The organism is Eikenella sp. NML120348 (genome assembly GCF_001648435.1).
GTDB lineage: Bacteria > Pseudomonadota > Gammaproteobacteria > Burkholderiales > Neisseriaceae > Eikenella > Eikenella exigua.
This window is the reverse complement of sequence record NZ_LXSP01000002.1, coordinates 49,291-64,995: the sequence shown is the minus strand read 5'-3', so window position 1 is coordinate 64,995 and position 15,705 is coordinate 49,291. Positions and strand designations below refer to the sequence as shown.

Genomic DNA, 15,705 nt, shown 5'->3' with positions numbered 1-15,705 from the left:
TTGCTAACAGGCTGGCAGGTTTCTGCCAGCCTTGTTTTGCTTGGAGATTGGTAATAAATAATAATTTGCATATATTTACCATATGCCGCCACTCAAATGGCAAATATATGCAAATTTCAGGTGGCGGCGGATATTGCTGCTGTTCAAGTTGGAGTCAACCTTTCTCATTATCTGGAGTGTTCAACAATGAGTTATTCAGTTACCGAAAAAAAGCGTATCCGAAAGAGTTTTGCCAAACGCGATAGTGTGTTGGAAGTGCCGTATTTGTTGGCTACCCAGCTGGAGTCTTACCACAAATTTCTCCAGCAGGAAACTGCTTTCGATAAGCGCTTGGATGAAGGCTTGCAGGCCGCATTTAATTCTATTTTCCCGATTGTGAGCCACAATGGATATTCTCGGTTGGAATTTACTCATTACATCTTAGGTGAACCTTTATTTGATATTGCTGAATGCCAACTGCGTGGCATTACTTATGCCGCCCCTTTACGAGCCCGAATTCGCTTGGTGATTCTAGATAAAGAATCTTCCAAGCCTAATGTGGTGAAAGAAGTGCGCGAGAATGAAGTTTATATGGGCGAAATCCCGCTGATGACTCCTTATGGTTCATTCATCATTAACGGCACTGAGCGTGTCATTGTGTCTCAGCTGCACCGCTCTCCGGGCGTGTTTTTCGAGCATGACCGGGGTAAAACCCATTCTTCAGGCAAGCTGCTGTTTTCTGCCCGCATCATCCCCTATCGCGGCTCATGGCTAGATTTGGAGTTTGACCCGAAAGACTTGCTCTATTTCCGTATCGACCGCCGTCGCAAAATGCCAGTAACCATTTTGCTGAAAGCATTGGGATACAGCGCTGAGCAGATCTTAGATACCTTCTATGACAAAGAAACATTTTACCTAAGCAAAGATGGTGTGGAGACCGAGCTGGTTTTGTCGCGTTTAAAGGGTGAAACCGTGAAAACCGATATTTACGATGCGGACGGCAAGGTGCTGGTTGCCGCGGGCAAGCGGGTTACCGCCAAAGGGTTGCGTGATATTGAGAAAGCTGGCTTGAAGCGCTTACGGGTGGATGCCGAGGCTTTGATCGGCAAAATGCTGGCTAAAGATGTTATCGTACCCGATACCGGTGAAATTCTGGCACCAGCCAATAGCGAAATTACCGAAGAATTGCTGGCACAGTTGGAAATTCAGGGTGTGAGTGAAGTCCAAACCTTATATATCAGCGAGTTGGGGTATGGCGGCTATATTTCCTCTACGTTGCAAGTAGATGAAACTACTGACCAAATGGCCGCACGTATTGCCATTTACCGCATGATGCGCCCTGGCGAACCGCCCACCGAAGAAGCAGTAGAAATGCTGTTTGATCGCCTGTTCTTTAATGAGGCCAGCTATGACCTATCGCGCGTTGGCCGCATGAAATTCAATACCCGCACCTATGAGCAAAAACTGTCTGAAGACCAGCAGCGGTCTTGGTATGGCCGTCTGTTAAACGAAATCCTGGCCGGTGCAGCTGAAAAAGGCGGGTTTATTCTTAGCACGGAAGACATTGTTGCCTCTATCGCTACGCTGGTTGAGTTGCGCAACGGCCATGGTGAAGTGGATGATATTGACCACCTGGGTAACCGCCGCGTGCGTTCCGTGGGCGAATTGACTGAAAACCAGTTCCGCTCTGGCTTGGCCCGTGTGGAGCGCGCAGTAAAAGAGCGCCTGAATCAGGCGGAAGCTGACAACCTAATGCCGACCGATTTGATCAACGCCAAACCGGTATCGGCTGCCATCAAAGAATTTTTTGGCTCCAGCCAACTATCACAGTTTATGGATCAGACCAATCCGCTGTCGGAAGTAACCCATAAACGCCGTGTATCCGCACTCGGTCCGGGTGGCCTGACCCGTGAACGTGCTGGGTTCGAAGTGCGAGATGTACACCCGACTCATTATGGCCGTGTGTGCCCGATTGAAACGCCTGAAGGCCCGAACATCGGCCTAATTAACTCATTATCTGTTTATGCTCGCACCAACGATTACGGCTTCTTGGAAACTCCGTACCGCCGCGTGGTGGATGGCAAAGTTACTGATAAAATCGACTATTTGTCTGCCATTGAAGAAGGCCGTTATGTAATTGCGCAGGCCAACGCCGAAGTGGATAAGAAAGGCTACCTGAAAGGTGATTTGATTACCTGCCGCGAAAAAGGCGAAACCATCATGGCCAGCGCCGACCGCGTGCAGTATATGGATGTGGCTACCGGCCAAGTGGTGTCTGTGGCTGCCTCTCTGATTCCTTTCTTGGAGCATGATGACGCCAACCGTGCCTTGATGGGTGCCAACATGCAACGTCAGGCTGTACCCTGCCTGCGTGCCGAAAAACCGCTGGTTGGCACCGGCATCGAACGCTCCGTGGCCGTGGATTCTGCCACTGCTATCGTGGCCCGTCGTGGTGGGGTGGTGGAATATGTGGACGCCAACCGTATCGTGGTGCGCGTACACGACGAAGAAACCGCTGCCGGAGAAGTGGGTGTGGACATCTACAATTTGGTGAAATTCACCCGCTCCAACCAATCTACCAACATCAACCAACGCCCGGCGGTGAAAGCCGGCGATGTGTTGCAGCGCGGTGATTTGATTGCCGACGGCGCTTCTACTGACTTGGGCGAACTCGCGCTTGGCCAGAACATGACCATCGCCTTCATGCCTTGGAACGGCTACAACTACGAAGACTCGATTCTGATTTCCGAGAAAGTAGCTGCCGCCGACCGCTACACCTCCATCCACATCGAAGAGCTCAATGTGGTGGCGCGTGACACCAAGCTGGGTGCGGAAGAAATCACCCGCGATATTCCCAACCTGTCCGAACGCATGCAAAACCGTTTGGACGAAAGCGGCATCGTATATATCGGCGCCGAGGTGGAAGCCGGCGACGTATTGGTGGGCAAAGTAACGCCCAAAGGCGAAACCCAGCTCACGCCGGAAGAAAAACTGTTGCGTGCCATCTTCGGCGAAAAAGCCTCCGACGTGAAAGATACCTCGCTGCGTATGCCCACTGGTATGAGCGGTACGGTAATCGACGTACAGGTATTTACCCGCGAAGGCATCCAGCGCGACAAACGTGCCCAATCCATTATTGACGCCGAGCTGAAACGCTACCGCTTGGATTTGAACGACCAACTGCGTATTTTTGACAACGATGCCTTCGACCGTATCGAGCGCATGATTGTTGGTCAAAAAGCCAATGGTGGCCCGATGAAGCTGGGCAAAGGCAAAGAAATTACTGCCGAATACCTGGCTTCCCTGCCGACCAAGCACGATTGGTTCGACATCCGCTTGTCAGATGAAGAACTGGCCAAACAGCTTGAGCTGATTAAGCTCAGCTTGCAGCAGAAACGCGAAGAGGCCGACGAGCAATACGAAATCAAGAAGAAAAAAATGACCCAGGGCGATGAGCTGCCGCCCGGTGTGCAGAAAATGGTCAAAGTGTTCATCGCTATCAAACGCCGCCTGCAGGCTGGCGACAAAATGGCTGGCCGCCACGGTAACAAAGGCGTGGTATCGCGCATTCTGCCGGTGGAAGACATGCCCTACATGGCCGACGGTCGCACCGTAGACATCGTGCTCAATCCGCTGGGCGTACCTTCGCGTATGAACATTGGCCAGATTCTGGAAGTGCATTTGGGCTGGGCCGCCAAGGGTATCGGCCAACGTATTGAGAAAATGCTGGCTGAGCAGCGCAAAATGAAAGAAATCCGCTCCTTCCTGGAAAAACTCTATAATGGCAGCGGCAAAAAAGAAGACCTGAAATCACTCAGCGACGAAGAAATCCTAACTTTGGCCGAAAACCTCAAGGGCGGTGCCACGTTTGCCTCGCCGGTGTTCGACGGTGCCAAAGAGCAGGAAATCTACGACATGCTCGAATTGGCCTACCCAAGCGACGACCCAGAAGTGCAGAAACTGGGCTTCAACGACACCAAAACCCAAATCACCCTGTACGACGGCCGCTCCGGCGAACCGTTCGACCGTAAGGTAACCGTGGGCGTGATGCACTATCTGAAGCTGCACCACTTGGTGGACGAAAAAATGCACGCTCGTTCTACTGGCCCGTACTCGCTCGTTACCCAGCAGCCGCTCGGCGGTAAAGCCCAGTTCGGTGGCCAGCGTTTCGGTGAGATGGAGGTGTGGGCGTTGGAAGCCTATGGCGCCGCCTACACGCTGCAGGAAATGCTGACCGTGAAATCGGACGACGTAACCGGCCGCACGAAGATGTATGAAAACATCGTTAAAGGTGAACACAAAATCGAAGCCGGCATGCCCGAATCGTTTAACGTGTTGGTAAAAGAAATCCGTTCGCTGGGCTTGGATATCGATATGGAGCGGTATTAAACGGGGCTTTTCAGGTAGCCTTAAAGGCTACCTGAAAATAGAAACGGCCATTGTGCCGGCGTGATATATCCCGCCGAGCCGCTGTTTGCTGCCGGACAAAAATCCGGCCAAGCTGCCCGCCCATATTTTTCAGGTAGCCTCAAAGGCTGTCTGAAGTAGAGTGAGCAAAATACAAAATCCTGATTGGGAGCAAAAATGAATCTGTCGAACCTGTTTAACCCCCTGCAAGCTGCCGGCATGGAAGAAGAATTCGATGCTATCAAAATCGGCATTGCCTCGCCCGAAACCATCCGCTCTTGGTCTTACGGTGAAGTGAAGAAGCCGGAAACCATCAACTACCGTACCTTCAAACCCGAGCGCGACGGCCTATTCTGCGCCAAAATCTTCGGCCCGGTAAAAGACTACGAATGCTTGTGCGGAAAATATAAGCGATTGAAGTTCAAAGGTGTAACTTGCGAAAAATGCGGTGTGGAAGTTACCCTTTCTAAAGTGCGCCGTGAGCGCATGGGGCATATTGAGCTGGCCGCGCCTGTTGCCCATATTTGGTTCTTGAAATCACTGCCTTCCCGCCTCGGCATGGTGTTGGATATGACCTTGCGCGATATTGAGCGCGTGCTGTATTTCGAAGCTTTTGTGGTAACCGACCCTGGCATGACCTCGCTGCAACGCCGCCAGCTGCTGACCGAGGAAGACTACTACGCCAAGCTGGATGAATACGGCGAAGACTTCGATGCCAAAATGGGCGCCGAAGGCATCCGCGAACTGTTGCGCTCATTGGATGTGCCGGCCGAAATCGAAATCCTGCGGCAGGAATTGGAAAGCACCGGCTCCGAAACCAAAATCAAGAAGCTGGCTAAACGACTGAAAGTGCTGGAAGTCTTTCAGCGCAATGGCATGAAGCTGGAGTGGATGATTATGGACGTGTTGCCCGTGCTGCCGCCTGATTTGCGTCCGTTGGTGCCGTTGGATGGCGGGCGTTTCGCCACTTCCGATTTGAATGACCTCTATCGCCGCGTCATCAACCGCAACAACCGCCTCAAACGCCTGCTGGAGCTGCATGCGCCCGACATCATCGTGCGCAACGAAAAACGCATGCTGCAGGAAGCGGTGGACAGCCTGTTGGATAATGGCCGCCGCGGCAAGGCTATGACCGGCGCCAACAAACGCCCGCTCAAATCGCTGGCTGACATGATTAAAGGCAAAGGCGGCCGCTTCCGCCAAAACCTGTTGGGCAAACGCGTAGACTACTCCGGCCGTTCTGTGATTACCGTCGGCCCCTATCTGCGCCTGCACCAGTGTGGCCTGCCCAAACGCATGGCCTTGGAGCTATTCAAACCGTTCATCTTCCACAAACTGGAAGTGCGCGGCGAGGCGGCTACCGTGAAAGCTGCCAAAAAACTGGTGGAGCAGGAAGTGCCAGTGGTGTGGGATATTTTGGACGAAGTCATCCGTGAGCACCCGATTATGCTCAACCGTGCCCCGACTCTGCACCGCTTGGGAATTCAGGCTTTTGAGCCAATTTTGATTGAAGGCAAGGCTATCCAGCTGCATCCCTTGGTGTGCGCCGCGTTCAACGCTGACTTCGATGGCGACCAAATGGCCGTACACGTTCCCTTGAGCCTGGAAGCACAAATGGAAGCCCGCACTCTGATGCTGGCCTCCAACAACGTGCTCTCTCCCGCTAATGGCGAGCCGATTATCGTGCCGTCTCAAGATATTGTGTTGGGTCTATACTACATGACTCGCGACAAAATCAATGGTAAAGGCGAAGGTAGTCTGTTTTCCGACGTGAAAGAAGTGCACCGCGCTTACTACACCAAGCAGGTGGAATTGGGCACCAAAATCACCGTGCGCCTGCAGGAATGGGTGAAAGACGACCAAGACGAGTTCGAGCCGATTACCAAGCGCTATGAAACCACAGTCGGCCGTGCCCTGCTTTCCGAAATTCTGCCCAAAGGCCTGCCGTTTGAATACATCAACAAAGCGTTGAAGAAAAAAGAAATCTCGCGACTGATTAATGCCTCGTTCCGCCTGTGTGGCTTACGCGATACAGTGATTTTTGCCGACCACCTGATGTATACCGGCTTCAGCTTTGCAGCCAAAGGTGGCATCTCCATCTGCGTGGATGATATGGAGGTACCGAAAGAGAAAGTCAAACTCTTGGCCGAAGCCAACGCCGAAGTGAAGGAAATCGAAGATCAATACCGCCAAGGTTTGGTTACCAATGGCGAGCGCTACAACAAAGTGGTAGATATTTGGGGCCGTGCCGGCGATAAAATTGCCAAGGCGATGATGGATAATCTTTCTAAACAGAAAGTGATCGACCGCAAAGGCAAAGAAGTGGACCAGGAGTCGTTCAACTCCATCTACATGATGGCCGACTCTGGTGCACGTGGTTCTGCCGCCCAGATTAAACAGCTTTCCGGTATGCGTGGTCTGATGGCCAAGCCTGACGGTTCGATTATCGAAACCCCGATTACCTCAAACTTCCGCGAAGGCCTCACCGTATTGCAATACTTTATTGCTACTCACGGTGCACGCAAAGGTTTGGCCGATACTGCGCTGAAAACCGCCAACTCAGGTTACCTAACCCGCCGCTTGGTGGACGTGACCCAAGACTTGGTGGTAGTGGAAGACGATTGTGGTACCAACGACGGCTTCGTGATGAAAGCTGTGGTACAGGGCGGCGATGTGATTGAAGCCCTGCGCGACCGCATTTTGGGCCGCGTAACTGCACAAGACGTGGTGGATCCCTCCAGTAGCGCCACCTTGGTGGAGGCCGGAACCCTACTCAACGAGCAGCTGGTAGATTTAATCGACCGTTCCGGCGTGGACGAAGTGAAAGTCCGCACCCCGATTACTTGTAAGACCCGCTATGGTTTGTGTGCCAAGTGCTACGGCCGAGACTTGGCGCGCGGCAAGCTGGTGAACACCGGCGAAGCCGTGGGCGTGATTGCCGCCCAATCCATCGGTGAGCCCGGTACACAGTTGACTATGCGTACCTTCCACATTGGTGGTGCCGCCTCCCGTGCTGCCGCCGCCAGCCAGGTGGAAGCTAAATCCAACGGCACTGCCCGCTTCAGCAGCCAGATGCGCTATGTAGCCAACAACAAAGGCGAGTTGGTGGTCATCGGCCGCTCGTGTGAGTTAGTGATTCACGACGAAGTAGGTCGCGAGCGCGAACGCCACAAAGTGCCCTACGGCGCCACTTTGCTGGTGCAGGACGGCTCTGCGGTTAAAGCCGGCCAAACCCTAGCCACTTGGGATCCGCACACTCGCCCGATGATTACCGAATACGCCGGCCGTGTACGCTTTGAAAACGTGGAAGAAGGCGTAACCGTTACCCGTCAAACTGACGAAATCACCGGCCTCTCCACTTTGGTGGTGATCGATGGTAAACGCCGCACCAGCACCAGCAAGCTGCTGCGCCCCACCGTGAAACTGTTGGATGGGAACGGCGAAGAGGTAACTATGCCCGGCACTGAAACTCCTGTTTCCATGGCCTTTCCCGTGGGTGCGGTGATTACCGTGCGCGAAGATCAGGAAGTGGGCAAGGGCGACGTACTGGCGCGTATCCCGCAGGCCTCTTCCAAAACCCGCGACATTACTGGTGGCTTGCCACGTGTGGCCGAGCTGTTTGAAGCCCGCGTGCCCAAAGATGCCGGCATGCTGGCCGAAGTAACCGGCACGGTGTCTTTCGGTAAAGAAACCAAAGGCAAACAGCGCCTGGTGATTACTGATTTGGAGGGTGCGGCACACGAAACTCTGATTTCCAAAGAGAAACAGATTCTGGTGCACGACGGCCAAGTGGTGAATCGCGGCGAGATTATCGTGGACGGCTCGGTTGACCCGCACGACATTCTGCGCCTGCAAGGCATCGAAGCGCTGGCACGCTACATCGTGCAGGAAGTGCAAGAAGTATACCGCCTGCAAGGTGTGCGCATTTCCGATAAGCACATCGAAGTGATCATCCGCCAGATGCTGCGCCGCGTGAACATTGCCGACGCCGGCGAAACCGGTTTCATCACCGGCGAGCAGGTGGAGCGTGGCGACGTAATGCAGGCCAACGAACGCGCCGTTGCCGAAGGCAAAGAACCGGCACGCTTCGACAATATCCTGCTGGGTATCACCAAGGCTTCGCTCTCTACCGACAGCTTCATTTCCGCGGCCTCCTTCCAGGAAACTACCCGCGTGCTTACCGAAGCCGCCATCATGGGCAAGAAAGACGACCTGCGCGGTCTGAAGGAAAACGTTATTGTCGGCCGCCTGATTCCGGCCGGTACCGGCCTCACTTACCACCGCAGCCGCCGTGCGCAGTGGCAGGCGCATCACGAGGCGCAAGTGAACGAGCAGGTGGATGAAGCCGAATAAGGCTACCTGAAAAGCAAAAGGCTGAAACCGTAATAAGCGGTTTCAGCCTTTTTCGTGGTCGGGTGGCTTGGCTGGCTGATGGGGGTTAGGTTTTCAGGTAGCCTGCTATAGCTGGGGCAATTATTGATTCATACCAGGCAGCAAGCCGCAGACAGCACAGCTAGTACGGCAAAGTGAGCCAGCGCAGTATGCAGTGAAGTACCTTAGCTATACGAACTGTGTAAAAGGCTACCTGAAAAGCCAATCAAGTATTTCAGGTAGCCTTTTGATCATTTTGCTTCAGCGCTTATGCACTGCCGAAGCAGCTTGCGGTTTGGCTTCGGCGGGCTTGGCTGGCGGCGGGTTGGTATTAGCCGGCTTGCTGTCTGCGGCTTTTTGTTCGCAATCCATCTGCTGCACCATTTCTTCAAACTGCCGGCTCACCACTTCACAGCCTTCGGCATCTAATTGCGAGAGGTCGCCGCGTGTGGCTTCTAGCGATTGCAACAGTGCATCGGCCTGGCCGTCGGGGGCTTGGCGGAAGCAGGCGCGGGCGCGTTGGAAATAGGTTTCGCACACGGGGTTCATGTAGTCGGCAGTGGTGGGCGGCAGGGCGTGCTCCGGTTCGGGGTTGGCTTCAGCAGCAGTGAGCGGGTCGTCTTCGGTATTGCCGTCCGACACTTCGGGAGTAACCAGCTCAACCGACACAGTAGCTGTTTCGATGCCGGATGCGCTGCCTGCGGCCGATGCCGAGGCCTGTGAAGCCGCAGTCTCAGCGGCGGGGGCAGGATGTTTGCGGCTGCCGCCTGCCAAGAGCCCGAAGGCGAGCAGCAGGCAGCCGGCCACTACGGCGGCTACGGCCAACAGCTGCGGTTTTTCACGCACTTGCTGTGGCAGGGTACGCAGTTTTCCCCGCAGTTTCTGCCACTGAGCGCGCAAGTTTCCCCGCCATTTGGATGGCCGGGCGTTCGGCTTAGCTTGCTGTTTTTGCCGCAGGGCTTGCAGTTTTGCCTGCAGCTGCTGCCGGTATCGTTTCCAGTCTGGTTTGCCTTGCATGGTAATGAATGTCGATATGGTAAGGAGGCTGTTGCGCATCTTACACGTAAGCTGTGCTGCTCGGGAAGGGCGGCGACAGGGCTGGGCGATTTTTCCCGAATAGGCGAGCTAATGCCATAAGAAGAAATAAGTGCTTTTGTTATATATGGTTTTTGGATGAAATGGTTATGGTATAACATCCAATTTGTGCAAACAATCTGCAAAGGAGTTTTTATTTTCGCCGTTCATTGTCTACCGTGCTGTTGGCCGGCTTATCAGTGGCCGCGCACGGTCATGAGGTGTGGATGAATGCTGCGCACACGCATGGCGGCGGGGTGTTGAAGGCCGAACTGAGCTATGGGCACTATCCCGAGTTGGGGCCGATTACTGCCGACCGTTTGTTGCTGTTTCCCAAGCCACTGCAATTGCTCACGCCACAGGGCAAAATCGATTTGATGCGGCGCGGGCAGCATAATTATCAGTTTGAAATGCCGCGTGCGGTGGCAGAACCTGACGCAGATGAAAGATGCCACTTATTGCGAGCAAACCAGTATGTTTGGCAAAGCGGTGGTGAACATAGGGCACGAGAGCGCGAGTAAGGAGCTGATCAGCCGGCTGGTGGGTGATTTGCTGGAGATTGTGCCGTTGCAAAACCCGGCCAACGTGCGCGTGGATAAAGTGTTGCCGGTGCGGGTGTTGTTCCGTGGCGAGCCGCTACCGGATGCTACGGTGGTGGCCACGTTTGATGGCTTCTCCCACCGCGATCCGGTCGATAAATCACACCGCCTCGAACCACAGGCGTTCTCCGGCACCACCCGCGCCGACGGCATGGTGAGCACATTCCGCTGCGCCAAGGCAGCTGGAAAGTGCGCGTGGTGCACAAAACCGATTTCGCCGATCAGGCTGTATGCGACCAGCTGACTGCCTATGCCACGCTAACCTTCGAGATCGGCAGCAGCCATCATTGAGTTGGCGGTTTCAGGTAGCCTGCAACTCGACTTTTCTTGCCGTCTACCATCGGTGCGGTCAGCCAATGCAGGTAGTACCAAGTGTAGGGCAGCAGCGAGGCGGTAAAAGAGCTACAAGCCGGGCTGGTGGGCTTGCCGGGTGCAGATACATCAGCATCGCCGTGGTGGCCTGCGGCAAGGCGGCTGCCGCCATCAGCCAAAACGCCAGCGGCATGGAGGCGTACCCAAGTGCGTGGCTGTTTCGTCCAAGTGGTCACTGCCGTGAGCAGGAAAGCCACTACCACCGCGCCGGCATAGCCCCAAATCATTTCGTGGGCATGCCAGAAATAATTGGGCAGCGCGGCCGTGCCTTGATAGCCGAAGCTCCACAGCAGGATGGAAAGCGTACCGTAGAGGGCGGTCAGCGGGTAGAAGGGGCGGAAGGCCATGCCCCAAACGGGATGGTTTTTGGAAAGCAGATTCATGATGTGTCGATTATTGGTTTGTAGGGGGAGGGGTTAAACGGGGAAGGCTACCTGAAAAACGGCAGGCTTTTCAGGTAGCCCTTAAATCATGCGGCAATACGTTTTCAGGTAGCCTCGGCAAACGGCGGCACGGGCGCGCCCAATTGGCGCAGCAGCTGCACGGTTTCAAACACGGGCAGCCCCATCACGCCGCTGAAGCTGCCGGAAAGGTGCGCCACAAACACGCCGCCAATGCCTTGGATGCCGTATGCACCCGCTTTATCCAGCGGTTCGCCGCTGGCAATATAGGCCGCGATTTCCTGCGCGCTCAGTTCTTTAAACCTCACATCGCTGCGCTGTGCCGTTTCCAGCGTTTGGCCGCCGAGCGATACGCATACCGCCGTCCACACTTGGTGTTCGCGCCCGGAAAGGCTTTCCAGCAGCTCGCGGGCGTGCGCCGCATCGCGCGGTTTGCCCAAAATGGCATTGTCCAGCGCCACCACCGTGTCGGCGCTCAACAGCGGCTGTGCCAAGGCAAGGCCGCGTTGCGCCGCCAGCCGGCGTGCTGCCGCGTTTTTCTGCCGTGCCATCCGCGCCACATAATCCACCACCGCCTCGCCCGGCTGCGCCGTTTCGTCGGTTTCCGCCGTCAGCAGCACGGGCTGGAAACCTAATGAAACCAGAATTTCGCGGCGGCGCGGGCTGGCCGAGGCCAGATAGATGGTGTTGGGCATGGCGTTTCTTTTCTTTACATAGCTGCGGAAGCCGCTAAGGCTACCTGAAAATCCCGTTTCCCGCGATAGCTAAAACGGGTGAATTTGTGCGGGCGGGGTGGTGCAGCGGATTCACACGCTGCAACGCCGGCGGGTGGAAGCAAAGTTAATCTGCCATAGAGCTTGTTTTTCCCGCTCCTGCCCTAATCTTGCGCGGCAAACCGTTTATTTACCCATTAGCAACCATGAGCGATCAAGACTATTATCAAACCCTCGGCGTCTCCCGCGATGCTTCCGACGACGAAATCAAAAAGGCCTACCGCAAGCTGGCGATGAAATACCATCCCGACCGCAACCCCGATAATAAGGAAGCGGAAGAGAAATTCAAAATCATCCAAAAAGCCTACGAAATCCTTTCCGACCGCGAAAAACGCAGCCGCTATGACCAATTCGGCCAGGCCGGCGTAGACGGCAATGCCGGCGGCTTTGGCGGTTTCGGCGGCGCAGCCGGCTTCGATTTCGGCGACATTTTCAGTCAGATGTTCGGCGGCGGAGGCGGCGCGCGTCAGCAGAACTTCCAAGGCAAAGACCTGCGCTACGATATTGAAATCACGCTGGAAGAAGCCGCAGCCGGCAGCAAAAAACGCATCACCATCCCTTCGCACGAAGAGTGCGACATCTGCCACGGCTCCGGCGCCAAACCCGGCACTTCTGCCACCACCTGTTCCACCTGCCACGGTTCCGGCGTGGTGCACGTGCGCCAGGCCATTTTCCAATTGCAGCAAACCTGCCCCACCTGTGGCGGCTCCGGCCGTGAAATCAAAGAGCCGTGCGTTAAATGCCACGGTGCAGGCCGCGTGAAGAGCCGCAAAACTCTGGATGTGAACATCCCCGCCGGCATCGAAAACGAGCAGCCCATCCGCCTCTCCGGCGAGGGCGAACCTGGCTCGCACGGCGCGCCCGCCGGCGATTTGTATGTGGTGGTGCACATCCGCCGCCACGAAATCTTCGAGCGCAACGGGCTGGATCTGCATTGCGAATTGCCCGTGAGCTTCACCATCGCCGCGCTGGGTGGCGAAGTGGAAGTACCCACGCTCAACGGCCGCGTGAAGCTGAATATCCCGAAAGAAACCCAAACCGGCCGCCGCATGCGCGTGAAAGGCAAGGGTATGAAATCGCTGCGTTCTTCCTCGATGGGCGATTTGTATTGCCACATTGTGGTGGAGACCCCGGTCAACCTAACCGATCGCCAGCGCGAATTGCTGGAAGAGTTTGAAAAAATCTCCACCGGCCTCGACCGCGCCCAAACCCCGCGCCAGAAATCGTTTATGGACAAACTACGCGATTTGAAAAACGATTTGTTCGACTAAGGAGGCAGCCAAACGCGCAAAAGGCTACCTGAAATCCCGATAGGGCGTTTCAGGTAGCCTTTCTTTATTCAGGTAGCCAGCCGCTTGCCGCGAGCACGCTTTTGCAGTATAACCACCTCCGCGCCACATAAAACAACATCATCATTCATCGGCGCTTCAAACCACTTTTCCGTTTTCCCAAGCTGCCGCCAGCCGCACCGCATCAGCGCGTGTGGCTGAAACCGCCGCCTGTTTTTCAGGTAGCCTTTCGGAAATCATTTGCGTGGTCATGACACACGCAAGCCCTTGGGCGCGGCAGCCCCGCTCACCGCATCCACACAGGAGAATCTCATGAAGAAAGACCAAACCGGCCATCATTTCCTCGCCCGCCTCGGCAAAACCCTCCTGCGCCCCGGCGGCCGTTTCGCCACCGAATGGCTGATCAACCAAACCCGCTTCGCCCCCGATACGCAGGTGCTGGAAGTGGCCTGCAATATGGGTACCACCGCTGTGGGGCTGGCGCGGCGTTTCGGCTGTCACATTACCGGCGTGGATTTAGATGAAAACGCGCTGAACAAAGCCCGGCAAAACATCCGCGCCGCCGGGCTGGAAAGCCTGGTGCAGGTGCAGCACGCCAACGCCACCGAGCTGCCTTTCCCCGATAACAGCTTCGATGTCGTCATCAACGAAGCCATGCTCACCATGCTGCCGCTGGCCAACAAAGAAATGGCCGTGGCCGAATACTTCCGCGTGCTCAAGCCCGGCGGCGTGTTGCTCACGCACGATGTGGTGGTGAGCGAGCACAACACCGAAGAAGCCGTGGAACGCCTGCGTGACACCATCCAAGTGAAAGTTACCCCGCTCACCGAAAGCGCCTGGACCGATCTTTTCCACCGCAGCGGCTTCAGCAACATCACCACCATCAGCGGCGGCATGACCCTGCTTTCGCCCAAAGGCCTGATTTACGACGAAGGCTGGCGGCGCGCCTTCCAAATCGTGAAAAACGCACTCAAAGCCGAAAACCGCGCCGCCTTCAAACGGATGTACCGCACCTTCAACGACCCGGCCAAAACCATGGGCTATATTGCTGTGCACAGCTGCAAAGCTGTCGATGCCGTCAGCCCGGGTGCTGTAGGAGTGCAAAACGGTTGAATGCCTTGTGCTATGTCAGATGTAGGAAAGGCTACCTGAAAGTTTTCAGGTAGCCTTTTGCAATTTGCGGTGGCTGTGTTTTGCCGTTATGGGTTGGCGCGTTTTTGTTGGGAAACCGAGAAAAAACGCATGGGCAAAACTTGCCAGCTATCGCTCTAAGCAGGGTTAATTCACACGACTGCCGGAGAAGCCGACTTCCCGATTCACACTGCCGGGAGGGGTAGTAAAGTTATGTGCTTTACCAGCGATTTCGTTGGCATTCGGGCCGAAGATATTGAGATGGTAATTGCCGTTTCCTCGGCGTTGGGATTCGGCAACGCCGGTAATGTTGGAATTATGGCGGTCTAAATTACCGGTGCGCAGGTTGATGTCGCCGAAATCCGGCAGGCCGGTAATTCGGCCGGAGCCCGTACGACCGCCGTAATTGATGCTGTAATCTAACCTGCCGTTGCGTTCATCCGAGCCGGCGAAAGCATGGCCTTGATAACGAACGGTACCGGTGGTTGGCAGTTGGTTTTCTTGAGTAAGCGTGCCTTGGATGCTTCTGATCTGGAATTCGTTTGCTCCTGTCGCTGTGCCATCTGGAGCATAGCGGTTTCTAACGTGCGCACCAACGATAGCGCTATAAGAACGTTTGTACATCTCTAATTGGCCGTCTTCCAAACTACGACCGTTACTTTTCAGTACATAGTGAAAACCGGTTAGCCTGTTTTGCCAGTTATGGCCGATATCCAACGTGCTGTTATTCCTATAATCCCGACCGTCAATATTGATTGTGTCTGCCACCATATTATTACCAGTTCGCAACAATCCGTTACCGTTCTGGTCGTTAATCGCAAGAGAAGGTTTACCGTGCGGCTTTGGTGTAAACGGGTCGGTAATCGCATTGGCCAGCGAGTTGCCGGCGCTGCCGCAGCCTCCCAAAGCGAGGGCTGTAATCATGATGTAAAGAGTGTGATGTTTTTTCATGGCGAAATCCTTTCATTTTTCAGGGAACACTGCTTAAAGCAGAGACAGTATAGCACGCCTCTTGGTAGGAAATATGGGTGAATATTAAAATATTTGGAATTTATAGCATGATAGCGACAAGCTTGTTGGTTAATTTTGGCAATTAAGAGTTATGTTCTTTTTTTGGATATAAAGTGTATTAAAGAGGACGTGAATGGTTGAGATAAAGCAGCTAACCTGCTTGAAAACAGAATGGAAATTCGCCATTTTTTCTACAAAACCTACTGTGGAAGAGTGTAATCGTTATAGTTTTCTGTGCTTTACGAATGTTGGTTTAGGTTTGGCGGGCATACTGAATCCGCTATAATCCGCCCGTTTT

Annotated in this window: 7 protein-coding genes and 2 pseudogenes; 5 read left to right on the top strand and 4 right to left on the bottom strand. The window is 54.7% G+C overall.

What is annotated here, in order from left to right:
- The first annotated feature begins 186 nt into the window (after window positions 1-186).
- Window positions 187-4,368, top strand: a complete 4,182-nt coding sequence (rpoB, locus tag A7P99_RS03500) for a DNA-directed RNA polymerase subunit beta (protein ID WP_067528058.1) — start codon at window positions 187-189, stop codon at window positions 4,366-4,368.
- A 195-nt stretch (window positions 4,369-4,563) separates the two neighbouring features.
- On the top strand, window positions 4,564-8,739 hold the full coding sequence (rpoC, locus tag A7P99_RS03495) for a DNA-directed RNA polymerase subunit beta' (protein ID WP_067448353.1): 4,176 nt from the start codon (window positions 4,564-4,566) through the stop codon (window positions 8,737-8,739).
- Window positions 8,740-9,018: 279 nt separating this feature from the next.
- Here rpoC and A7P99_RS03490 read toward each other — a convergent pair whose 3' ends face one another.
- Window positions 9,019-9,813 (bottom strand): DUF5339 domain-containing protein, encoded by a 795-nt coding sequence (locus A7P99_RS03490; RefSeq protein ID WP_067448355.1) that lies wholly within the window; start codon window positions 9,811-9,813, stop codon window positions 9,019-9,021.
- Window positions 9,814-9,971: 158 nt separating this feature from the next.
- Between A7P99_RS03490 and A7P99_RS03485 the strand changes: the two are divergent.
- A pseudogene (locus A7P99_RS03485) lies at window positions 9,972-10,721 on the top strand (DUF4198 domain-containing protein).
- Window positions 10,722-10,948: 227 nt separating this feature from the next.
- Here A7P99_RS03485 and A7P99_RS09600 read toward each other — a convergent pair.
- A pseudogene (locus tag A7P99_RS09600) lies at window positions 10,949-11,185 on the bottom strand (NnrS family protein); the annotation flags it as partial.
- A gap of 104 nt (window positions 11,186-11,289) precedes the next feature.
- Window positions 11,290-11,898 (bottom strand): nucleoside triphosphate pyrophosphatase, encoded by a 609-nt coding sequence (locus A7P99_RS03475; protein ID WP_067448359.1) that lies wholly within the window; start codon window positions 11,896-11,898, stop codon window positions 11,290-11,292.
- A gap of 224 nt (window positions 11,899-12,122) precedes the next feature.
- Here A7P99_RS03475 and dnaJ point away from each other — a divergent pair, with 224 nt between their 5' ends.
- Window positions 12,123-13,247, top strand: coding sequence for a molecular chaperone DnaJ (dnaJ, locus tag A7P99_RS03470; RefSeq protein WP_067528060.1), 1,125 nt, complete (start codon window positions 12,123-12,125; stop codon window positions 13,245-13,247).
- A 330-nt stretch (window positions 13,248-13,577) separates the two neighbouring features.
- Complete coding sequence (locus A7P99_RS03460; protein ID WP_067528062.1) at window positions 13,578-14,378, top strand: class I SAM-dependent methyltransferase; 801 nt, start codon at window positions 13,578-13,580, stop codon at window positions 14,376-14,378.
- Window positions 14,379-14,543: 165 nt separating this feature from the next.
- On the opposite strand, the gene A7P99_RS03455 is transcribed toward A7P99_RS03460, so the two are convergent.
- Window positions 14,544-15,347, bottom strand: a complete 804-nt coding sequence (locus A7P99_RS03455; RefSeq protein ID WP_067528064.1) for a factor H binding protein domain-containing protein — start codon at window positions 15,345-15,347, stop codon at window positions 14,544-14,546.
- Window positions 15,348-15,705: the final 358 nt, after the last annotated feature.

Coding starts and splice junctions, on each gene's coding strand:
- A7P99_RS03460 (WP_067528062.1), top strand. CDS start 13,578: ATGAAGAAAGACCAAACCGGCCATCATTTCCTCGCCCGCCTCGGCAAA.
- rpoC (WP_067448353.1), top strand. CDS start 4,564: ATGAATCTGTCGAACCTGTTTAACCCCCTGCAAGCTGCCGGCATGGAA.
- A7P99_RS03455 (WP_067528064.1), bottom strand. CDS start 15,347: ATGAAAAAACATCACACTCTTTACATCATGATTACAGCCCTCGCTTTG.
- A7P99_RS03475 (WP_067448359.1), bottom strand. CDS start 11,898: ATGCCCAACACCATCTATCTGGCCTCGGCCAGCCCGCGCCGCCGCGAA.
- A7P99_RS03490 (WP_067448355.1), bottom strand. CDS start 9,813: ATGCGCAACAGCCTCCTTACCATATCGACATTCATTACCATGCAAGGC.
- rpoB (WP_067528058.1), top strand. CDS start 187: ATGAGTTATTCAGTTACCGAAAAAAAGCGTATCCGAAAGAGTTTTGCC.
- dnaJ (WP_067528060.1), top strand. CDS start 12,123: ATGAGCGATCAAGACTATTATCAAACCCTCGGCGTCTCCCGCGATGCT.